The sequence below is a fragment of the Microbacterium sp. NPDC059771 genome (assembly GCF_042732495.1).
In the GTDB taxonomy this organism is placed as follows: domain Bacteria; phylum Actinomycetota; class Actinomycetes; order Actinomycetales; family Microbacteriaceae; genus Microbacterium; species Microbacterium sufflavum.
The window spans coordinates 2,796,810-2,817,986 of sequence record NZ_JBHWHK010000001.1 but is presented as its reverse complement, the minus strand read 5'-3'; the positions used below and the strand labels follow the sequence as shown (position 1 = coordinate 2,817,986).

The following is a 21,177-nucleotide window of genomic DNA, read 5'->3' as shown; positions in this document are numbered from 1 at the left end:
GTTAGGATAGAAGCCCGTGATGAACTCTTCTTCTGCGGGGCCCAAGAACGACACGACCAAGCACATCTTCGTGACTGGTGGTGTCGTTTCGTCTTTGGGCAAGGGCCTCACCGCGGCCAGCCTGGGCAACCTGCTCACCGCCCGCGGACTCCGCGTGGTCATGCAGAAGCTCGACCCGTATCTGAACGTGGATCCGGGCACCATGAACCCGTTCCAGCACGGCGAGGTGTTCGTCACCGACGACGGCGCGGAGACCGATCTCGACATCGGCCACTACGAGCGCTTCCTCGACATCAACCTGTCGCAGGCGGCCAACGTGACCACCGGCCAGATCTACTCGCAGGTCATCGCGCGCGAGCGTCGCGGTGAATACCTCGGCGACACCGTGCAGGTCATCCCGCACATCACCGACGAGATCAAGCGCCGCATGCGCCTGCAGGCGACCGAGGACCCGCGCCCCGACGTCATCATCACCGAGGTCGGCGGCACGGTGGGCGACATCGAGTCGCAGCCGTTCCTGGAGGCCGCGCGTCAGCTGCGTCATGAGCTCGGCCGCGACAACGTGTTCTTCGTGCACGTGTCGCTCGTGCCGTTCATGGGCGCCTCCGGTGAGCAGAAGACCAAGCCGACGCAGCACTCCGTCGCAGCTCTCCGTCAGGTGGGCATCCAGCCCGACGCGCTGGTGCTGCGCAGCGACCGTCCCGTGAGCGCGAGCAACCGCAACAAGATCGCCCTGATGTGCGACGTGGACGTCGAGGGCGTCATCAACACGGTCGACCTCCCGAGCATCTACGACATCCCCTCCACGCTGAACGAGCAGGAGCTCGACTCGTACATCGTGCGGCGCCTCGGTCTGGATCAGAAGGCGGCCGACGTCGACTGGACCCGCTGGAACAAGGTGCTGCACGCGGTGCACAACCCGAAGCACGAGGTCACGATCGGCCTCGTCGGCAAGTACATCGACCTTCCCGACGCGTACCTCTCCGTGACCGAGGCTCTCAAGGCCGGCGGTTTCGCGCAGGAGACCAAGGTACACATCCGCTGGATCCCCTCCGACCTGTGCGAGACCCCGGAGGGCGCCCAGGAGCAGCTCGCCGAGCTCGACGGCATCTGCGTGCCGGGCGGCTTCGGCATCCGCGGCATCGAGGGCAAGCTCGGCGCGCTGAAGTTCGCGCGCGAGCAGGGCATCCCCACGCTCGGACTGTGCCTCGGCCTGCAGTGCATGGTGATCGAGTTCGCCCGCGATGTGGCCGGCATCGAGGGCGCATCGTCGAGCGAGTTCGACCCGGAGACGAAGGAGCCCGTGATCGCGACCATGGCCGAGCAGGTCGAGATCCTCGACGGCGGCGACCTGGGCGGCACCATGCGCCTGGGGCTCTACCAGGCCGCCCTCGCGGAGGGCTCGCTGGCGCGGGAGCTGTACGGCACCCCGGAGGCGTCGGAGCGGCACCGCCACCGCTACGAGGTCAACAACGCGTACCGCGACCGGCTGTCCGAGGCCGGGCTGGTGTTCTCCGGCCTGAACCCCGAGCTGGACCTGGTCGAGTACGTGGAGCTGCCGCGCGACGTGCACCCGTACTACATCGCCACGCAGGCCCACCCCGAGCTGCGGTCGCGCCCGACCGACCCGCACCCGCTGTTCCGCGGACTGGTGGGTGCGGCGATCGAGCGGCACCGCGCGAGCGAGCTGTTCGACGTCAGCGCCGATGAGTGACATTGGCGCCCTGCCCGACGGCGGTCCGCTGCGCGACGAGCCGCTAGACCCCGAGGTCCTGTACTCCGAGCTCGTGTACGAGGGACGGGTGTGGGACGTGCGCTCCGACCGTGTGCGCTACGGCGACGGTGAGATCGTGCGCCAGTACGTCGCCCATCCCGGCGCGGTGGCGATCGTCGCGCTGGACGACCGGGGCCGGGTGCTGCTGATCCAGCAGTACCGGCACCCGATCCGGCACCGCGATTGGGAGCTGCCCGCCGGTCTGCTCGACGTGCCGGGGGAGGACCCTGCCGCGGCCGCGCAGCGCGAGCTCGCGGAGGAGGCCGACCTGGTCGCGGCGCACTGGGAGCCCCTGGTGTCGTCGTGGACCACGCCGGGCGGGAACGACGAGCTGATCCAGCTGTTCCTCGCCACGGGCATCACGGCCGCCGACGCCGCACACTCCCGGGAGGACGAGGAGGCCGACATCCGGCTCGTCTGGGTGCCCCTCGACGACGCGGTGGCCGCGGTGCTCGACGGTCGCATGCGCAACGGCATCCTCGCGATCGGTGTGCTCGCGGCCGCGCAGAGGCTCCGCGACCGGGGCTGACATGCTGCTCGATCGCGCCCTCGACGCGTATCTGCGTCACGTCACGATCGAGCGCGGACTGAGCGCGCACACGATCGCGGCGTACCGGCGCGACCTCGACGGCTACCGGGGGTGGCTCGCCGCCGAGGGCATCACCGACACGACCGAGGTGACCCCCGCGGTGATCGACCGCTTCATCGCCGAGCGTGCGTCCGCCGAGCCCCCGCCCGCGGCGACGAGCCTCGCCCGGTTGCAGTCGTCCGTGCGCGGGTGGCACCGCTTCCTGGCGCGCGAGGGGATCGAGGCCGACGACCCGAGCGGCCGGCTGCGTCCGCCCAAGGCTCCGCGGAGGCTGCCGAAGGCGCTGACGATCGAGCAGGTCGAGCGCCTGCTCGCGGCGCCGTCGCCGGAGGAGCCGCTCGGCATCCGCGACCGCGCGCTGCTGGAACTGCTGTACGCCACGGGCGCCCGCGTGTCGGAGGCGGTCGGGCTCGACGTCGACGACCTCGCGCACGGGGAGGTGCTGCGGCTGCGCGGCAAGGGGTCGAAGGAGCGCATCGTGCCGGTGGGCTCGTACGCGCGTGACGCGGTCGACGCGTACCTGACGCGGGTGCGTCCCGGGCTCGCCGCGAAGGGCAGAGCCTCGGCGCGCCTGTTCCTCGGCGCCCGCGGTGCGCCGCTGTCCCGGCAGAGCGCGTGGCTGGTGATCCGGGCGGCGGCGGAGCGGGCGCAGATCACGGCCGAAGTGTCGCCGCACACCCTGCGGCACTCGTTCGCGACCCATCTGCTGCAGGGCGGCGCGGACGTGCGCGTGGTGCAGGAGCTGCTCGGGCACTCGTCGGTCGCCACGACTCAGATCTACACGCACGTGTCGGTCGACGCGCTGCGCGACGTGTACGCCACGTCGCACCCGCGGGCCCGCTGACTCGCGCGGTCGCCTGGGTCCGCCGCCGCGCGCCGGGACGGCCCGTGACCGGCCCGGCCGCTACAATCGAGCAAGCACGAAGGAGCAGGAGAACCGGTGGCTGAGAACGCGGCGAAGTCCAGGGCGAAGGCGAAGAAGGCCGACGACACCCCCATGGGACCCACCGGCCGCCCCTACCGCGGCTTCCCGATCCCGGCGCCGCTGAAGTCGCACGGTCCCGCGCGCATCATCGCCCTCTGCAACCAGAAGGGCGGCGTCGGCAAGACGACCACCTCGATCAACCTCGCCGCGTCCCTCGCGGAGTACGGCCGCAAGGTGCTCGCCGTCGACTTCGACCCGCAGGGTGCGCTGTCCGCGGGCCTGGGCATCCAGACCCACGACGTCCCCACCGTGTACGACCTGCTGCTGGACACGAAGCGCGACGCGCACGAGGCGATCGTCCACTCCAACGTCGAGGGCCTCGACGTGCTGCCCGCGAACATCGACCTGTCGGCCGCCGAGGTGCACCTGGTCAACGAGGTGGCCCGCGAGACCATCCTCGCGCGGGTGCTCCGCCAGGTCGCGGGCGAGTACGACGTCATCCTGATCGACTGCCAGCCCTCGCTCGGCCTGCTCACGGTCAACGCCCTCACCGCCGCGCACGGCGTGATCATCCCGCTCGAGTGCGAGTTCTTCGCCCTGCGCGGGGTGGCGCTGCTGATCGAGACCATCGACAAGGTGCGCGACCGCCTGAATCCGTCGATCACGATGGACGGGCTGCTGGCGACCATGTACGACCCGCGCACGCTGCACTCGCGCGAGGTGCTGGAGCGCGTGGTGGAGGCCTTCGGCGACGACGTGCTGGAGACCGTGATCGGCCGCACGGTGAAGTTCCCCGACGCCTCGGTCTCCGGCGTGCCCATCACCGAGTTCGCGCCGGAGCACGCCGCCGCGCAGGCGTATCTGCGGCTGGCGCGGGAGCTGGTCGCCCGTGGCGCCGTCGCCTGAGCACGCCGAGACCGATCCGACCGCCGAGGCCGTCGCCCCCGCGGAGGGCGACACGGGCTTCCGCGTCTCGCTGTCGAACTTCGACGGACCGTTCGACCTGCTGCTGAATCTCATCTCGAAGCACGAGATGGACATCACCGAGGTGTCGCTGAGCGCGGTCACGAACGAGTTCATCGCCTACCTCGCCGAGCTGGAGGACGAGGAGGAGCTCGACCAGGCGTCGGAGTTCCTCGTGGTGGCCGCGACGCTGCTCGACATGAAGGTCGCCGGCCTCCTGCCGCAGGGCGAGCTCGTCGACGCCGAGGCCGTGGCGCTGCTGGAGGCGCGCGACCTGCTGTTCGCGCGCCTGCTGCAGTACCGGGCGTTCAAGGAGGTGTCGGCGTGGTTCGCGCGGTGCCTGCAGCGGGAGGACCGCCGTCACGTGCGGGCGGTGCCGCTGGAGGAGAAGCACCGCCGCAAGACGCCGGAGCTGGTGTGGTCGCTGAGCGCGGACGACTTCGCGGCGCTGGCACTGCTGGCTTTCGCGCCCAAGGAGATGCCGCACGTCGGGCTCGATCACCTGCACGCACCGCTGGTGAGCATCCGCGAGCAGGCGGCGATCGTCGTGACGCTGCTGCGCGGCACCGAGTCGATCAGCTTCCGCGAGCTGGTCGCCGGCGTCACCGAGCCGGGGATCGTGGTGGCGCGCTTCATCTCCGTCCTGGAGCTGTACCGCCACGCGGCGCTCTCCTTCGAACAACTGGAACCGCTCGGCGAGCTGACGCTCCGCTGGGCCGCCGACACCTGGTCGGACGAGACACTCGCGACCCTGGGGGCCGACTATGACCGATGACGTGACCGAGACCGAGACCGCGCCGGAGGTCGAGCCCGTGACCGAGACCGAGACCGGGCCGGAGGTCGAGCCCGGGGGCGACGACGCCGCGACGGTCGTGGGCTCCGAGCTGCCGCTGAGCGAGCGCGTCGAGGCGATCCTCTTCATCGTGGACGAGCCGATCGGCCTGGTCGCCCTCGCGGCCGCGGTCGGCGCGCCGGTGCCGGCCGTGCGGCAGACGCTGGAGGCGCTCGGGGACGACTACGACGGACGGGGCCGAGGACCGCGGCGCGGCTTCGAGCTGCGCGAGGTCGGTGGCGGGTGGCGGCTGTACGTGCGCGAAGACCTCGACCCCGTGGTGGCGGAGTTCGTCGGCGGGCAGGCGCCCGCACGGCTGTCGCAGGCGGCCCTGGAGACGCTCGCGGTGATCGCCTACAAGCAGCCCGTCACCCGCAGCCAGGTCGCGTCGATCCGCGCCGTGAACGTGGACTCGGTCGTGCGCACGCTCCTCGCCCGCGGCCTCATCACTGAGCTCTTCGCGGACTCCGAGACCGGGGCGATCAACTACGGCACCACCGACGCGCTGCTGCAGCACCTCGGCATCAACTCTCTGGACGAGCTGCCGCCGATCTCGCCGTTGCTGGACGACGGCGCCGACGGCTTCGACGAAGGGACCCTCCGATGAACGTTGCCCATGACGACGCCACCGTGCCCGAGGGCGTGCGGCTGCAGAAGGTCCTCGCGGCGGCGGGCGTCGCCTCGCGTCGTGTCGTCGAGCAGTACATCGTCGAGGGGCGCATCCGGGTGAACGGGCAGACCGTGACCGAGCTCGGCCGTCGGATCGACCCCGAGCGCGACCTGGTCGACGTGGACGGCACCGCGGTGCAGCTCGACGTGACCAAGCGCTACGTGATGCTGAACAAGCCCACCGGAGTGGTCAGCAGCATGCGTGACGAGAGCGGGCGGCCCGACCTGCGTCGCTTCACGAAGGACTACGAGGAACGGCTCTACAACGTGGGGCGCCTCGACGCCGAGACCAGCGGGCTGCTGCTGCTCACGAACGACGGCGAGCTCGCGCACGTGCTGGCGCATCCGTCGTTCGGTGTGACCAAGGTGTACATCGCCAAGGTGGACGGCACGGTGACCCCGCAGACGATCTCCACGCTCACGAAGGGCATCGAGCTGGAGGACGGCCCCATCGCGGCGGACAAGGCGCGGCTGCTGGACACGTCGCGCGGCTCGAGCCTGGTGGAGCTCACGCTGCACTCGGGGCGCAACCGCATCTTGCGTCGGATGATGGCCGCGGTCGGCCACCCCGTGACCGAGCTCGTGCGCCGGCAGTTCGGCCCGCTGCACCTGGGAACCCTCCCGGCGGGGAAGACGCGTGACCTGAGTAAAATCGAACTCGGTGCGCTGTTGACCCTCGCGCGCCGTGAATCCGGTGTCGCCGCGGCGCCAGGCGAGCAGGAGACCGAATGACCGACACGACGAGTGCGCCCACGGCGCGGAAGACCGGTGCCGTCGCGCCGCGTCTGTCCGGTACCGTCCGCATCGTCGGTGCCGGCCTGCTCGGCGCGAGCGTCGGTCATGCGCTGCGGGCCAAGGGTGTCGACGTGGCGCTCACGGATGCCTCCCCGGCGCAGCTGCGACTGGCGGTGGACTACGGCGCCGGTCGACTCGCCGCCGACGACGACGCCCCCGCGCTGATCGTGGTGGCCGTGCCGCCCGACGTCACAGCCGACGTGGTGCAGGCCGAGCTGGAGCGGTACCCGGACGCGGTCGTGACCGATGTCGCGAGCGTCAAGCTCGAACCGTTCCGGACGCTGCGCGACCGCGGCGTCGACCTCGCGCGCTACATCGGCTCGCACCCGCTCGCGGGGCGTGAGCGCGGCGGCGCCATCTCCGCCCGCGCCGACCTCTTCATCGGGCGGCCCTGGGTGGTGTGCCGCGACGAGGACACGAAGGCCACGGATCTCGCGCTGGTCGAGGCGCTCGCGCTCGACGTGGGCGCGATGCCGCTGGAGATGACGCCGGAGGAGCACGACCGATCGGTCGCCCTCACCTCGCACGTGCCGCAGGTCGTCGCGAGTCTGCTGGCCGCGCGGCTCGCGGGAGCCGAGGAGGGCGCGCTGCGCCTGGCGGGTCAGGGCGTGCGCGACACGACGCGCATCGCCGCCTCCGCGCCCGAGCTGTGGGTGCAGATCCTCGGCGCGAACGCGGGGCCCGTCGTGGAGATCCTCGACGCGCTGGCGGCCGACCTGGGCGATGTCGCCGAGGCGCTGCGGGCGCCGGCGGCCCCCGGCGCACGCCGTGTGATCGCGGAGACCATCCGGCAGGGCAACGACGGCGTGGAGCGCCTGCCGGGCAAGCACGGCCAGAACCGGCGCTTCGAGACGCTCGTGGTGATGGTCGACGACACCGCCGGACAGCTCGGCCGCCTGTTCGGCGAGCTCGGCGAACTCGGCGTCAACGTCGAGGACCTGCGTCTGGAGCACTCGCCCGGCGCACAGTTCGGTCTGGCCGAGATCAGTGTCGACCCCGCGGCGCTGCACGGCGCGATCACCGGGCTCCAGGAACGCGGCTGGCGCATTGCAGGGAACACGAATGACTGACACCTCCACCGTCTCCGCCACGAAGTTCATCGCCATCGACGGGCCGGCCGGTTCCGGCAAGTCCAGCGTCTCCAAGGCGGTCGCGCGCCAGCTCGGCTACGGCTACCTCGACACCGGCTCGGCGTACCGGGCGCTCGCCTGGCATGTGCTGGAGCAGGGCGCCGACACCGATGACGCGGCCGCCGTGCGCGCCGCCGCGGCCGACTTCCCGGTCCGTCTCGGCCTCGACCCCGACGACCGCACGGTCCGGGTGGGCGACACCGACGTGACCGACGCCATCCGCGAACCGCGGGTCTCCGGCGCGGTGAGCGGCGTCGCCCGCGTGCCCGAGGTGCGCGCGCAGGTGAACGAGCTGTTCCGCGCGCTGGTCGCCGACGCGCCCTACCCGGCCGTCGTGGTCGAGGGCCGCGACATCACGACGGTGGTCGCGCCGGATGCCCCCGTGCGCATCCTCCTGACCGCCGCCCCTGAGGTGCGCGCCGCACGCCGTGCCGGCGAGCTCGCGGGGGAGAACGCCGCCGCCGTCGCCGCGGCCCTGCACCGACGCGACGCCTCCGACAGCGCCGTCGTCGACTTCCTCAACGCCGCCGAGGGCGTCGAGGTCGTCGACTCGACCGAACTCGACTACCCCCAGACCATCGACGCCGTCCTCACGGTGATCGAACGACTCCGAGGAGCACACCGTGGCTGACGACGAATACGAAGGCGGCCCCGACCAGCTCGCCGAGAAGATGGAGAACCTCGACGAGCACCTCGCCGAGCAGCGCGCCGAGACCCTGCGCGCCGGTCTCGCCGACTACGAGCTGGACGACGAGGATGCCGCGCTCCTCGCGGGCGTCTCGCTGGGCGAGGACGGCATCGAGTTCCTGCCCGCGCTGCCGGTCGTCGCGATCGTCGGACGGCCGAACGTCGGCAAGTCGGCGCTCGTGAACCGCATCCTCGGTCGTCGTGAGGCCGTGGTGGAGGACACCCCCGGGGTCACGCGCGACCGCGTCACCTACAAGGCCGAATGGAACGACCGGCGCTTCACGCTCGTCGACACCGGCGGCTGGGAGCCCGACGCCCGCGGCATCGACCGCTCGGTCGCCGCGCAGGCGGAGGTCGCGATCGACCTGTCCGACGTGGTGCTGTTCGTGGTCGACGCGATGGTCGGCGCCACCTCGACCGACGAGCACGTGGTCAAGCTGCTGCGCAAGAGCGGCAAGCCCGTGTTCCTGGTCGCGAACAAGATCGACGACGCCCGGCAGGAGCCGGAGGCCGCCGCGCTGTGGAACCTCGGTCTCGGTGAGCCCCACCCGGTCTCGGCCATCCACGGCCGCGGCGTGGCGGATCTCCTGGATGCCGTGCTGAAGAAGCTTCCCGAGATCTCGGCGGTCGCGAAGCAGGAGATCGGCGGGCCGCGACGTGTCGCGATCCTCGGTCGCCCCAACGTGGGCAAGTCCTCGCTGCTGAACAAGGCGGCGGGGGAGGAGCGCGTGGTCGTGAACGACCTGGCCGGCACGACGCGCGACCCGGTCGACGAGGTCGTGGAGCTCGGCGGCAAGATGTGGCGTCTGGTCGACACGGCCGGTATCCGTCGCCGCGTGCACATGGCGCAGGGCGCGGACTTCTACGCCTCGCTGCGCACGTCGGCCGCGCTGGAGAAGGCCGAGGTCGCCGTCGTGGTCCTCGACGTGTCGGAGACGATCAGCGAGCAGGACGTGCGGATCATCGACCTCGTGCTGGAGTCGGGCCGCGCGCTCGTCCTCGCGTTCAACAAGTGGGACCGCCTGAACGACGACGACCTGGAGAACGCCGACCGCCGCCGGTACCTCGAGCGCGAGATCGAGCAGGACCTCGCGCACGTGGCGTGGGCTCCGCGGGTGAACATCTCCGCGAAGACCGGGCGACACCTCGACAAGCTGGTGCCCGCGCTGGAGACGGCGCTCGAGAACTGGGACCGCCGCATCCCGACCGGCAAGTTCAACGCCTTCCTCGCCGAGCTCGTGGCCGAGCACCCGCACCCGCTGCGCGGGGGCAAGCAGCCGCGCATCCTGTTCGGCACGCAGGCCTCGACGCGTCCGCCGACGTTCGTGCTGTTCACGACTGGGTTCCTCGACCCGGGCTACCGCCGGTTCATCCAGCGGCGCCTGCGCGAGCTCTACCCGTTCGAGGGGACGCCGATCGTCATCAACATGCGCGTGCGGGAGCGCCGCCAGCGCTGACGCGTTCCGGCGTGTGTCGCCGGGTGGCGCCGCCACCCCGATGCTGTGAAAAGCTGAGGGGGTGACAGTCGTACCCCCCGCTCCCGGCGAACCGCGTCGCCCCGAAGGACCGCGCAACCCCGGCGACGCCTGGGTGGTCGCAGACACGGGGGAGCGCTACTGGGGGCGGTTCGGTGCGGCCGGTCTGCTCGCGGTCGACGCGACGCGCGGGATCCTGCTGCAGCACCGCGTGTCGTGGAGCCACTTCGGCGGCACGTGGGGGTTGCCCGGCGGTGCGCTGCACGAGGGCGAGTCGGCGATCGTCGGAGCGATCCGGGAGGCGCAGGAGGAGGCGGGCGTGCCGGACGGCGCCGTGCGTCCGCGCTTCACGAGCGTGCTCGACCTCGGCATCTGGTCGTACACGACGGTAGTCGCCGATGTGCGCAGCCCGTTCGACCCGGTGATCAGCGATCCGGAGAGCGTGGCGCTGGAGTGGGTCCCGGTCGACCGCGTGGACGAGCTGCCGCTGCACCCGGGGTTCGGGGCGGCGTGGCCGATGCTGCGCGCTCAGCTCGATGTGTTCCCGGCCGTGGTGGTCGACGGGGCGAACGTGGTCGGGTCGGTGCCCGACGGCTGGTGGAAGGACCGAGCAGGTGCGGCCGCGCGCTTGCGTGACCGGCTGGCCGGGCTGGCGGTGCCCGCGGACGACCTGGGGCTCGACGGAGACGACTGGTACCCGGAGGTGGCGCTCGTGGTCGAGGGTCGTGCCCGCGACATCGGGACCGAGGCCGCGGAGACCGGTGCCGCCGAGGCCGGAGTCGCGGAGCCGGCGCTGGCGGTCGTGCGGGCCGAGGCCGCGGGCGATGATGCGATCGTGGCCGAGGTCGAGCGTCGGGTCGCGGGGGCGCAGCGGGTGCTGGCGGTCACGAGCGACCGGGAGCTGCAGGCGCGGGTCGAGGCCGCGGGCGCGCAGGTGCGGTCGAGCGGGTGGCTGCGGAGGCTGCTGGACGCCTGACGCGTGCGGACGAGCGGATGCCGCGGGGTCAGTCGGGCGGGGTGTCCCGGCCGCGGAGGCGGTCGATCTCGCGGCGCTCGCGTTTGGTCGGGCGACCGGCACCGCGGTCGCGCAGGCCGAGCGCGGCCTGCGGTTCGCGTTCGGGTGTGCGGTCTTCGTAGGCGAGGGCGGCGAGTGGGGCGCCGACGCGTTTGACGAGCAGCTGCCGGACGATGAGGATGCGGTCGAACCCCGAGATGCGGATGCGCAGCTCGTCGCCGATGCGGACCGTCTGCGCGGCCTTGGCCTTGTCGCCGTTCACGCGCACATGCCCCGCACGGCATGCGGTGGTCGCGGCCGACCGGGTCTTGTAGACGCGGACGGCCCACAGCCAGCTGTCGACGCGGACGCTGTCAGCCATCACGAGGCCTTCCGTGCGAGGACGACCAGGGTGCCCGCGATGAGGAGCCCCTGTCCGAGCGTGTAGGTCGCCATCACGGCGGGGCTGCTCCAGGCCGGGAGAGCATCGGGGAGGAAGAGCCGGAACGCGAGGATCGTGTCGCTGGCGAGGAAGAACGCGCCGCCCACCGCGACGAGGGGGTGGCAGCGGGCGGCCATCGCCGCCGTGCCGCCCAGCAGCAGCCCGTAGGCGGCGACGGCGATCAGCAGGGGGCCGGTGTGCGGCCCGAGCGTGAGGATCATCGCGACCCACCACGCCGCGTACACCAGCGTCCACCAGGGCAGCCGACGCCGGGCGAGGTGCCTCGCGAACAGCACGATGTACGCCACGTGCGCGAGGCCGAAGAACCCGAGCATGAGCGGAAGCTCGGGGGCGGCGGGGAACAGCGCCCCCGCGCCGTCGCCCAGCCAGGAGAACAGCAGCGCCGCGAGCGCGAGCACGAGGGCGGAGCGCGGCCGGAGGCGTGGGGCGGCCACGAGCACCGGTACCGCGAGCAGCGGCATGAGCAGCAGCTTGGTCGGAGCGGCCAGGTCGTGGTCGAGCGCGAGCAGCACGACGTGCAGCAGCGACACCGCGACGTACGGCGCGAACGCCCACACGATCGGGCGGGGGAGGGTGCGGCGGCGCATCCCCTCATCGTATGGCCGCGGCGGTATATCCGGGGGCGCGGGGGTGTGCCGCGGGGTGGTGGTCATGCGTCGGTGCGGGAGGACAGGTCGAGCGTCACGAGAACCCGTCCGGGCTTCATGACCGTCTGCTCCGTGAAGCCTGCGCCGAGGAAGGTGTTCAGCGTGCCGTGGAACAGGTCGTTCGCGCGCTGCTTCTCGCCGCGGGTGTCGACCGGGTACCCCTCGACCAGACGCGCTCCGGAGGCCGCGGCGTAGTCGACCGCCGCCCGCAGCAGTGCCGCGTTGAGTCCGGTGCCCCGGTGCTCGCGGCGCACCACGAAGCACGTCACCGCCCACACGGACGGGTCGTCGAACGGCTCGGCGGACGACGCGGCGATGATGCGCGTGCGGGGGATGCGGGCCTGGGCGGTGCGCGGTCCGATACGGATCCAGCCCGCGGCCTCGCCGTCGACGTAGGCCACGAGCCCGGGCGGTGGACCCTCGTCGATCTCGGCCCGGAACATGTCGGTGCGCTGCGGCGTGGTGGTCGTGTTCCAGTCCTTGTTGCTCAGCATCGGCCAGATGCACTGGCAGCTCGCACCGTCGCCCCCGCCCGTGAGAGCGTGCTGCACGTCGTCCCAGCGGTCGGACGTGGCGAGTTCGGTGGTGATCGTCGGCATGACCGCGACGGTACGCGGTGGCTCCGACACCCCGCAACGCCCCGGTTCGCGAGAGGGCCGCGGGTACGGCTAAGATAGGGGAGTTGCCTGCGCGAGAGTGCAGAACAACGGGCTGTGGCGCAGCTTGGTAGCGCACTTGACTGGGGGTCAAGGGGTCGCAGGTTCAAATCCTGTCAGCCCGACCGAGGGGCTGTTGGCAAAACTGTTTGCAGAACAGCTGGAGAAAAGGGAAGGGCACCTGCTTGGAGCAGGTGCCCTTCCCTTTTTCGCGTCTGCGTAGCCGGATTCTGATCCGCGTACGCCCAATCGAGCGCTTTTGGTCGTGAGAACACAAACGCGCCCGGTTTTCGGGCGCGTTCGATTGTCCTGGTGGAGCGGGGAGCGTGCCGGGCGTGCCGCCGGCGGGCGTCGTCAGTGAGCGGTGTCGTTCAGGTACGCATTGGTGTCAGCGCGAGCTGGTTTCGTTGGTCAGGCGGTGTGGTCGTTGATGATGATGTTCGACCGCCTCGGGGGATGCTGAGGTCGCCGTTGCCTGTGGTCTTCGTGTAACGGTTCGCCCAGACGCGGTCACGTCGGCGGATGGTGTGCACACGTGGGGTCGTGCGTGCTCGCTCGATCTCCTGGTCGCTCAGGAACGCGGCGATCTTGCGAAGGTTATGGGTGACGATGAGCAGTGTGACGAGTATCTGTGCGGCGGCGATGCCGCGGACGCGACGGCGCCCCGCAGTGGCGATGTCCTCGTCGCCGGACGCCTTGAGCTGCTGGTTCTCTGACTCGACGGTGTTGCGGGCGTGGTCGTGGAAGGTCTCCCACTCCTCCGTGCCGTAGTCGAACGCCTGCTGCGGCGCCTGCATCTCGGTCAGGTCGAATGCGGCGGAGTGCTTCTTGCAGATGGTGTCGAGGAACTCTTCTTCCAGAGTTTCGGGCTCGACCTCGGGGCGTGCCTTCTTGGCCGCGCCGAGCATCATCTCGCGAAGTGGGCAGGTGACGGTCGGGCTGGGGCCGAGGGCGGGGCAGCGCAGCATCACCTTTCCACCCGCGACCTTCGACTTCTCTTTGACGTGCAGCTGGAACGCCTTCCGCTCTTCGATACGGGCGCGGTGCGTTGCGACGTCGATCACGTCACCCAGACGGTCCGGGGTGGCGTTCAGAAGGGGCTTGGGCGTGCTCGGGCAGTACGCGTCGCCTTCGACGAACAGAGCGCCGTGCTGGCCGCCCTTCACTCCGACGCGGTCAGAACGGTAGTCCGTCGAAGGCGTGAAGCCGGCCTTCAACGCCGGCTTCAGGAGTCGGAACGGCTTTGCGTTGGCCCAGTACTGCTTGTCGGCATCGGCGACACCCGGCGCGAGCTCGAGCATCGCGGCCGCCTCCAGAAGGCGCGCGGCCTCTTCGGCGACCTCCATGTTCGGGATGCTGAGCGACGCTGCGACAACGAGACTGGGGAATCGCTTGGAGCCGGGCTGTTCTGCATCGACGCGGACGGCAAGATTCGCGACCCAGCCCCAGTCGTAGTCCGCCCACTTTCCGCGTTCGGGTGCGGTCTGGTCGATCTCGCCCTTCTGATTGTCGACCCGCTCGGCCTTGCCGCTCTTCACGTGCCATCCAGCAAAGGCATCCACGGGCCCCGGCGAGCGGTCGCCGAGGTTGGCTCCCTGCTCGGCCTTGACTTTGCTCGCGAGGTGCTTGCGGCTGTAACCCTTGGTCGTAGGTGTGCCGATGTAGGTCTGGTCGAACGAAACGTCCATTTGCTTCGTGGCTCGACGGACGGCGCGAGGCTGTGCCATGAACGTCATCCGGATGAACAGGCGGGTGTACTCGTCCAGGCGTGCTTTGTACTTCTCCGCACGCTCTGCGTCGTGGTTCTGCAGGATCTCCTGGATCTGGGCGTAGGTCTTCGCGGTGTAGAGCTCCTGGGGGTAAGGGTCCAACAGCTTCTTCATCCTGTGGAAGGCGCGGATCGTGTTCGTGTACCAGCGCTTCGTCGTGGGGACGTGAGTGGCGAAGCTCGCCGGCGACTCGGGAAGGTCGAGCAGCTCGCGGGACTTTGAGGACAGCCGGTGCTGCAGCACGTGCGCGGCCCGCCGGATGTGCAGGGGAGCGCCCTCGTGAGCGAGCAGCAGCAGTGCGACGAGGAGAGCTCGGATGGAGATCATCGCGGGCCTGCCGCCCATGCCGTCAGCGCTGGAGTCTTCGGCGGCCCAGCGGTCGAACTGCTCGAGGATGCCGGACTGGCGGACGCGGGTTTCGGCCAACGTCACGGTGGAGTCGTCGAACTGCTGAAGGTTGCGGCCGCGGCCGAGGATCTCACGCTCGGTGATGCCGCACTCGTCGTTGTCGTCGAAGGTGCGGTAGTAGTCGATGTCGACGGAGGTCATCGTGTGACCTCCGCTCCGACGAGCTGTGCGGTGAAGTCGGTGGCATCGAGCACGTTCGCGTGCTCGTAATACCGCACAAGCGAGTCGTAGTGGTCGAAGCCTGCTATGTCGCGCAGCACCTGCAGCGGTATGTGGTTGTTGATGTGGTGAACGATCCAGGCGGCGCGCAGAACGGCTGGCGTGGGGCGTACGGGGGCCGGGTGGTCGGTGAGGAAGGTCTGGATGATGCGCGGCGGGTACTCGTCGATGCGGGGTCCACGGAACAGCACTTCGCTGGTGTGCTCGCGGCCTTCGATGCTGCGCAGCAGAACACGAGCCCACGCACGCCGTACCGGAACGCGGCGGGGCTGCGCGCCGAGGACATTCACGAATACGACATCGCCGTCGATGTCGATGTCGCTGACGCGCGCTTCAACGATCTCCGCTGCGGTCAGTCCCGCTCCTCCGGCGAGGCCCAGGAGCGCCTGTGCGTTCTGACGCTTCTTCGTGGTGGTGAGTGAGTTCGCCCAGCTGTGCATCGTCGCGATCTGCTTGGCTGAGAACGGGGCGCGCACCTTGCCTTCAGGGAGCGGCAACGCAACGAGGTCCGCGTCGGCGAGCTCACGCCCCACCTTGACGAGCTGGCGGGAGACACCCCATCTGTGCGACGCGGAGTGGTCCTTGTAGGCAGCGGAGAGGTAGCGGTCGATGTTGAGCTGCGTGTAGACGCGGCGAACAGTCAGGTCGGTGCCGGTGCGCGCCCAGATCCACATGTGGAAGCGCGCTGTCAACGTCATCAGCCGGCGCGCGACGTCGTACGTGTCCGGGTGCATCGCTGCGGCGGTTTCGATGGTGAACGAGCGCACCGCGGTCCATGCGCCGGCCGCGGATGCACCTTTGGGGTTGTAGCCGAGCATGATGCGCCAGGCGAAATCGGGAATCTGGGCGCAGGTAGCGCGGAGTTCAGCGAACTCGGCGGAGTTGTCGGTGAGTCGGTGTTTTGCGGTCATGCCGGCGATGTACGCGGCGAGCCAGAAAAGTGCTCGCACGGCGTGTCGCACCAGGCGCAACACCGGGCACCGTCGCTAGTCCGTCCGCGGGCTGAGGGTTGCCGATGACGGTGGAATCGGTGCCCGAGCAGGCAGGAATGGTGTGAGCCGGTCAAGGGCGGCGAGGTTCTCCAGCCCGGCAATCCGCAGGAGTTCTCGGGGTGGCGTCCCGGCTTGCAAGTGGGTGAGCATCCATGTCGTGCGCATTCGTGCGGGCCGGACATCCAACTCCGTCGTGTGCCCGCGGTGCAGGAAGTCCGTCACCTGCCCGGGACGCACCCCGGTACGGCCGCGGCGGAAGAGCCAGGCGTCCGAGTCGGCGTCGGCCACGGCATCCCGCAGGGCCGCATCCCACGCGGGGAGGATCGGAACCAGGCGAGGTCGTCGGTCCCACACGAGGGCATGCACGCTGTCGGGTCGCACATCCATGTCGCTGACGCGCAAGGCGAGCAGTTCGCGAGTGGCCAATCCTCCACCGAACCCCAAGGCGAGCAGCACAGATGCGTCTTGGCGTCGCATGCTGCTTCCCTGGCTGCGCGCCCAGCTTCGCAGTGCCGCGATCTCATCCGGCGTGTACGGGGGAGTGGGATCGGAACGCGGGATCGGGAATGGCTGCTCGGATGGTGGGGTGACCGCGTCGACGATGGCGATCAAGATCGACCGATACGTTGCGCGACTCCCGCGAGCGTACGAGGCCAGCCCGCGGTGCACGAACTCCTCGACGATGCGCCGCCGGAAAATGCGGCCGACGTCTAGCTCGATGCCCTTGGATTGCCACGCCCACAGCACGAACGCCGTCGCAACCGGATACAGCGACCGCGGCTCGCGCCCCGTGAGCCGTGCCGTCTTCGATACGGCGGTCACAACCACAGGCTCCAGGACATTCCAGTAAGGCGCAGCCTTGATCGGCACGAAGCGGCCCGCGTCGGCATCGGAGGGTTGGGGCGCATTCTCGCCACCGCGCTCGCGAGGTCTCACTCTTCTGCCATTCGACGCGCTGCATGTGCAGTCGTGGACGCGTCCTCGATGCGGATGACATTCGCGGTGGTACGCCGAGTGAACCGGACACCGGGAACATTCCGGTCGATCAGGAGAACCATCGGAGCGCCGATCCGACACGTCGCGACGGTGAGCAGTGAGGCGGGCGCGGAATCGACGACGGCCAGCACGCCCGGACCGACTTCTGCGGATCTCGTCACCAGGCGCTGATCCATGTCCAGGCGATACATGGTGCCGTCGTCAGTTGCGACGACGAAGACACCGTCCATCTCGTCCAGCAGGCATTCCAGCGAATCATCTTGAGGCGGCATCGCAGGACCTCCATTCGCGTGTCAGCAACGCTACGAACCGCGAGGAGCGAAGTCCGCCGACTCAGCGACAACGCGGGCGGCACACCGGGTGGTCACCACGGGAAGCGGGGCTGCGCATAGGTGCATGTGGGCGCACCATTCACGCCCCGAAAGGACCTCCGTGCCCTCGCCGACACCCGAAGATCTCCATGCTCAGGCCGATGCGCTCTGGCGCTCGACCAACCCCGCCGATCCTTCCGCTGACAGCTTCGCTCAGGCCGTTGAGCTCGTGCTGACCGGGCGGACCGGCGCCCCACGGCGGGTGGCCAACTGGGTGCAGGCCCTGCACCGCTACGAGGGGCACTGGGGCGAGAACGAGCGCAGCCCGCGGGAGAACACCCGCGCCCGCGACACGCTCCCCGCGGACGAGCGCCGACTCGGCGAGTGGGCCCGCTACCAGCGGCGCTTTGCGGATCAACTCAACGGCTACCAGCATGCGCGCCTCGACGTGTCACCGGCGTTCGAGTGGGATCCGCTGGAGACACTTTGGCAGACGCGGTTCATGGCATGCGCGACGTTCGTGAGGATCAATCGCCGGTTGCCGCGCCTGCATGCGGATGACCGCGCCGAGTTTCTTCTTGCACGGTGGTTGGGCCGCCAGCTGCACCGACTCCAGACGGGACGACTGGAACAGACGCGTGCAGACGACCTGCACCGGCTGCTACGCATCAGTCGTCGCCTTTGACGGCACCTATCGGGTGCTGTCGCGCTCCTCAGCATACCGGGGCGCCATCGCCTCCATCTGATCCATGACCAGCTTGATCGCCTCAGGCTGCTTGTCCGGCGGGTACTTGTACCTCACCAGCAGCCGCTTGATCGACGAGCGAAGCTTCGCACGCACGTCATCGCGCACCGTCCAGTCCGTACGCACGTCGCGGCGCATGACGAGAACGAGCTCACGGGCGATCTGCGCGAGTACACCTTCACCCTGCAGGTCAACGGCGGACTCGTTCGTCGCGACGGCGTCGAAGAACGCCAGCTCGTCCGTGTTGAGCGGGGGCGTGAATCGTGAGCCGCGTGACGCCTCGGCGGCGACGTCTTTCGCGAGCGCGACGAGCTCGGCAATCACTTCCGCGGCAGAGAGCTGCTGGTTCGTGTACCGCGCCATGACGGTCGCGATGCGCTCGGAGAACGCGTGCTGACGCACCAGGTTCCCTCGCGTCGCGGTAGCGCTCGCATCGACGAGCGACTTCCGGAGTGCTTCGATGGCCAACTGTGGATTCGATGCCTTCTGCGCCTCTGCCAGGTACTCGGGCCCGAGGTTGTCGAGCGTGAGACGGGGAAGGCCGGCGGCGTCGTAGATGTCGAGCACTTCGTCCGATGCCATTGCCTTGGCCACCAGGGCGCTCAGCAGACGTTGAATGTCTTCGGGGATCGGTTCATCGCGGGCTTGGCGCTCGGAGGCGTCGAACTTCGCCATCCATACCCGAACCTCTTCGTAGAACGCGATCTCGTCATGAAGCTCACTCAGTGAACTGCGACCGGAGGCCAGCGCCCAGGCGCGCGACAGCGCCCCGCTCGCCGCCCGGTATCTCGCCTTGAGGGTCTGGTTCTCGAGCGACGGATCGTTGAGTGGGTTCTTGGAGTCGCGGAGGAAGTTCGTTGCGAGCGTCGCTGCCGTCATGAACGCCCGCGGGCCTCCGCGACGTATCGCTGCCCGCCAATCGCAGCCAGTGAGCATCTCCCGAATGTCGGAGACCAGCTCGAGAGCGAGCGCCGCAGCCTCGTCCACGTTCCGGCCGACAGGTTTGGTCTCCTGGTCCTCCTGCGTGTATTCAGACAGGGCCTGAGTGAGGTTCTCCGTGAGTGCGGCGTAGGCAACGAGGAGGCCGTCCTCCTTGCCTCGGAAGGTTCGGTTGACGCGGGCGAGGGTCTGCATGAGCAGGGCGCCCTTCAGCGGTCGGTCGAGGTACAGGGTGTGCAGCGGTGGGGCGTCGAAACCGGTGAGCATCATGTCTTTCACGATCACCAGTTCGAGCTCATCGCTCGGGTTCTTGAGCCGCTCCTTGATGACGGCGTTCTCCGAATCGCGGCGCACGTGATCGCTGACCGGAGGTTGGTCCGAAGCGGTGCCTGAGTAGACGACCTTGATCCGGCCGGCGTCGAGTGCGTCGGAGTGCCAGTCGGGGCGCAGCTGAATGATCGCGTCGTAGATCCGGGCGCAGATCTCCCGTGTGCCACCGACGATGAGCGCCTTGCCGGGGGATTCGATGAACGGGAGCATCCGGTCGCGGCGTTCCTCCCAGTGCGACACGAGGTCTTCCGCGAGAGTAGCGATCCGCTGGGGAGCGCCGTAGACGGCGTTCACAACGGCGACAGATGCTTCGAGCCGGGCACGCTCGGTGTCATCCAAACCGACGGTGTACTCGTCGGCGGCCCGGTCGATGTCGTCCTCACTCGCGCCGTCGGCGAACCCGACCTTGATGAGTCGTGGCTCGAAGTACACCGGGACCGTCGCGCCATCGGCCACGGCGCGGGTGAGGTCGTAGATGTCGATGTACGGGCCGAACACCTCACGGGTATCTCGTTCAGCGAACGAGATCGGAGTGCCGGTGAAGGCGATGAGCGTCGCATTCGGCAGCGCGTCGCGCAGGTGACGTGCGTATCCGTCGAGGTCGTCGTAGTGGCTGCGGTGCGCTTCGTCGACGACCACGATCACGTTGCGACGGTCGGTGAGGAGGGGATGCTGTGTGCCGGCATCCTTCTCGTCCTTGCTGAGCCCGAACTTCTGCAGGGTCGTGAAGTAGATCCCTCCGGTGACACGGTTGCGCAGTTCGTCGCGCAGTTGTGCCCGCTCGGTGACCTGCAGGGGTTTCTCCGCCAGCAGCAGGCTCCTGTTGAAGGTGCGGAAGAGCTGACCGTCCAACTCGGTCCGGTCGGTGACGACGACAACGGTGGGGTTCTTGAGCTTCGGATGCCGTGACACGAGGTTCGTGTAGAGTTCCATCTCCATCGACTTGCCTGACCCTTGCGTGTGCCACACGACGCCGGCCTTGCCGTTGGACTCCACGGCCTGCACGGTGCTACCGACAGCCTTCGTCACGGCAAAGTACTGGTGGGGTTTCGCGATGCGTTTGATCAACCCGTCGGCGCCTTCGTCGAACGCGATGAAGTTCCGGAGCAACTGCAGGAATCGCAGCTGGTTGAATAGGCCCGACAGCGCGTCGTCGAGAGGTTGAACGTCCTGTCCGTCTTCGATGCGGGGTTGTTCAAGCCGGCTACCCTCGTCATCCACGTTCCACGGGGCGAAGTGGTTCAGAGGCGTGAACGGGGTGCCGTACTTCGCGTCCAGACCATCACTGGCGAGGACGAACGCACAGAACCGGAACGCCATCGGAAACTCGCGCAGGTACGTGTTCAGCTGATCCCGCGCGGACGCAACGCCAGCACCCGCCGCGCCAGCTCGCTTGAGCTCGACGATGCTCAGCGGCATCCCGTTCACGTACAGGACGACGTCGAATCGGCGGTGCAGGTCGCCCTGCCGCAGTGTGACCTGGTTGACCGCGAGCCAGTCGTTCTCCGACGGCTCGGCGCTCAGCAGCCGCACCCGTACGTTCTGCTCTTGCCCATCCGCATCGAGATAGCTCAGCGGGTACCCGCCGACGAGATACGTGTGGATGCGGTGGTTCTCCGTGATCGCATCCCGCGACTTCGGCGCTGCAAGCTCTGACGCGGCCTGCTGCAGGTAACGCAACGGCACGGTCGGGTTCAGCGCCTGCAATGCGGCGACGAGGCGGGGACGGATAAGGAGCTCGTCCCACGTATCGCGTTCACCGCTACCGGGCGCGATTTTCTCCCCACTCATCGGGCGCCAGAGCAGCGGCTCTGCGAGGTAGTCGAGCGTTGCTCGTTCCCAGTCGGCTTCGGAAATGCCAGCCATCGA

The 21,177-nt window shown here is 69.3% G+C and carries 20 protein-coding genes and 1 tRNA gene; 13 read left to right on the top strand and 8 right to left on the bottom strand.

Annotated features, from left to right (window positions below; translation table 11 throughout):
* The first annotated feature begins 19 nt into the window (after window positions 1–19).
* The 11 genes from ACFV3I_RS13690 (at window position 20) to ACFV3I_RS13640 (ending at window position 10,815) form a co-directional block, all read left to right on the top strand.
* Window positions 20–1,714, top strand: a complete 1,695-nt coding sequence (locus ACFV3I_RS13690) for a CTP synthase (protein WP_206253548.1) — start codon at window positions 20–22, stop codon at window positions 1,712–1,714.
* On the top strand, window positions 1,707–2,303 hold the full coding sequence (locus ACFV3I_RS13685) for an NUDIX domain-containing protein (RefSeq protein WP_378803826.1): 597 nt from the start codon (window positions 1,707–1,709) through the stop codon (window positions 2,301–2,303). Before ACFV3I_RS13690 ends, ACFV3I_RS13685 begins: the two co-directional genes overlap by 8 nt.
* A gap of 1 nt (window position 2,304) precedes the next feature.
* Window positions 2,305–3,207 carry a site-specific tyrosine recombinase XerD gene (gene xerD, locus ACFV3I_RS13680; RefSeq protein WP_378803825.1) on the top strand — a complete coding sequence of 301 codons (903 nt, stop codon included), beginning with the start codon at window positions 2,305–2,307 and terminating at the stop codon, window positions 3,205–3,207.
* A gap of 153 nt (window positions 3,208–3,360) precedes the next feature.
* Window positions 3,361–4,194 (top strand): ParA family protein, encoded by an 834-nt coding sequence (locus ACFV3I_RS13675; RefSeq protein ID WP_136031369.1) that lies wholly within the window; start codon window positions 3,361–3,363, stop codon window positions 4,192–4,194.
* Complete coding sequence (locus ACFV3I_RS13670; RefSeq protein WP_136031211.1) at window positions 4,178–5,026, top strand: ScpA family protein; 849 nt, start codon at window positions 4,178–4,180, stop codon at window positions 5,024–5,026. The genes ACFV3I_RS13675 and ACFV3I_RS13670 overlap by 17 nt, the downstream gene beginning before the upstream one ends.
* Window positions 5,016–5,690 carry an SMC-Scp complex subunit ScpB gene (gene scpB / locus ACFV3I_RS13665; protein WP_378803824.1) on the top strand — a complete coding sequence of 225 codons (675 nt, stop codon included), beginning with the start codon at window positions 5,016–5,018 and terminating at the stop codon, window positions 5,688–5,690. Before ACFV3I_RS13670 ends, scpB begins: the two co-directional genes overlap by 11 nt.
* Complete coding sequence (locus ACFV3I_RS13660) at window positions 5,687–6,484, top strand: pseudouridine synthase (RefSeq protein ID WP_378823182.1); 798 nt, start codon at window positions 5,687–5,689, stop codon at window positions 6,482–6,484. The genes scpB and ACFV3I_RS13660 overlap by 4 nt, the downstream gene beginning before the upstream one ends.
* Window positions 6,481–7,617, top strand: coding sequence for a prephenate dehydrogenase (locus ACFV3I_RS13655; RefSeq protein WP_206253235.1), 1,137 nt, complete (start codon window positions 6,481–6,483; stop codon window positions 7,615–7,617). Before ACFV3I_RS13660 ends, ACFV3I_RS13655 begins: the two co-directional genes overlap by 4 nt.
* Window positions 7,610–8,308, top strand: coding sequence for a (d)CMP kinase (cmk, locus tag ACFV3I_RS13650; RefSeq protein WP_136031217.1), 699 nt, complete (start codon window positions 7,610–7,612; stop codon window positions 8,306–8,308). Before ACFV3I_RS13655 ends, cmk begins: the two co-directional genes overlap by 8 nt.
* A 40-nt stretch (window positions 8,309–8,348) precedes the next feature.
* On the top strand, window positions 8,349–9,821 hold the full coding sequence (der, locus tag ACFV3I_RS13645; protein WP_206253550.1) for a ribosome biogenesis GTPase Der: 1,473 nt from the start codon (window positions 8,349–8,351) through the stop codon (window positions 9,819–9,821).
* Between the two features lie 61 nt (window positions 9,822–9,882).
* Window positions 9,883–10,815, top strand: a complete 933-nt coding sequence (locus tag ACFV3I_RS13640) for an NUDIX hydrolase (RefSeq protein WP_247638896.1) — start codon at window positions 9,883–9,885, stop codon at window positions 10,813–10,815.
* 28 nt (window positions 10,816–10,843) lie between these two features.
* Here the strand turns inward: ACFV3I_RS13640 and ACFV3I_RS13635 are convergent, their stop codons facing one another.
* The 3 genes from ACFV3I_RS13635 to ACFV3I_RS13625 all read right to left on the bottom strand — a co-directional run bounded on the left by ACFV3I_RS13635 (window position 10,844) and on the right by ACFV3I_RS13625 (window position 12,542).
* The gene (locus ACFV3I_RS13635) at window positions 10,844–11,215 is read right to left on the bottom strand and encodes an RNA-binding S4 domain-containing protein (protein WP_136045540.1); all 372 of its coding nucleotides are present in this window, start codon (window positions 11,213–11,215) and stop codon (window positions 10,844–10,846) included.
* Window positions 11,215–11,883 carry a lysoplasmalogenase family protein gene (locus ACFV3I_RS13630; RefSeq protein WP_247638897.1) on the bottom strand — a complete coding sequence of 223 codons (669 nt, stop codon included), beginning with the start codon at window positions 11,881–11,883 and terminating at the stop codon, window positions 11,215–11,217. The genes ACFV3I_RS13635 and ACFV3I_RS13630 overlap by 1 nt, the downstream gene beginning before the upstream one ends.
* Before the next feature lie 62 nt (window positions 11,884–11,945).
* Window positions 11,946–12,542 (bottom strand): GNAT family N-acetyltransferase, encoded by a 597-nt coding sequence (locus ACFV3I_RS13625; RefSeq protein ID WP_378803822.1) that lies wholly within the window; start codon window positions 12,540–12,542, stop codon window positions 11,946–11,948.
* A 108-nt stretch (window positions 12,543–12,650) separates the two neighbouring features.
* On the opposite strand from ACFV3I_RS13625, the gene ACFV3I_RS13620 reads away from it, so the two are divergent.
* Window positions 12,651–12,724 (top strand) — tRNA-Pro (locus tag ACFV3I_RS13620).
* A 246-nt stretch (window positions 12,725–12,970) separates the two neighbouring features.
* On the opposite strand, the gene ACFV3I_RS13615 is transcribed toward ACFV3I_RS13620, so the two are convergent.
* The 4 genes from ACFV3I_RS13615 to ACFV3I_RS13600 are packed head-to-tail and all read right to left on the bottom strand — an operon-like array spanning window position 12,971 to window position 17,255.
* The gene (locus ACFV3I_RS13615; protein WP_378823180.1) at window positions 12,971–14,917 is read right to left on the bottom strand and encodes a hypothetical protein; all 1,947 of its coding nucleotides are present in this window, start codon (window positions 14,915–14,917) and stop codon (window positions 12,971–12,973) included.
* On the bottom strand, window positions 14,914–15,969 hold the full coding sequence (locus ACFV3I_RS13610) for a tyrosine-type recombinase/integrase (RefSeq protein WP_378823178.1): 1,056 nt from the start codon (window positions 15,967–15,969) through the stop codon (window positions 14,914–14,916). Before ACFV3I_RS13610 ends, ACFV3I_RS13615 begins: the two co-directional genes overlap by 4 nt.
* 12 nt (window positions 15,970–15,981) lie before the next feature.
* Window positions 15,982–16,923 (bottom strand): hypothetical protein, encoded by a 942-nt coding sequence (locus tag ACFV3I_RS13605; RefSeq protein WP_378823177.1) that lies wholly within the window; start codon window positions 16,921–16,923, stop codon window positions 15,982–15,984.
* Window positions 16,920–17,255, bottom strand: coding sequence for a hypothetical protein (locus ACFV3I_RS13600; protein ID WP_378823175.1), 336 nt, complete (start codon window positions 17,253–17,255; stop codon window positions 16,920–16,922). Before ACFV3I_RS13600 ends, ACFV3I_RS13605 begins: the two co-directional genes overlap by 4 nt.
* Before the next feature lie 160 nt (window positions 17,256–17,415).
* On the opposite strand from ACFV3I_RS13600, the gene ACFV3I_RS13595 reads away from it, so the two are divergent.
* Complete coding sequence (locus ACFV3I_RS13595) at window positions 17,416–17,979, top strand: hypothetical protein (protein WP_378823173.1); 564 nt, start codon at window positions 17,416–17,418, stop codon at window positions 17,977–17,979.
* Window positions 17,980–17,985: 6 nt separating this feature from the next.
* Here ACFV3I_RS13595 and ACFV3I_RS13590 read toward each other — a convergent pair whose 3' ends face one another.
* On the bottom strand, window positions 17,986–21,174 hold the full coding sequence (locus tag ACFV3I_RS13590) for a type I restriction endonuclease subunit R (RefSeq protein ID WP_378823172.1): 3,189 nt from the start codon (window positions 21,172–21,174) through the stop codon (window positions 17,986–17,988).
* Window positions 21,175–21,177 lie beyond the last annotated feature (3 nt).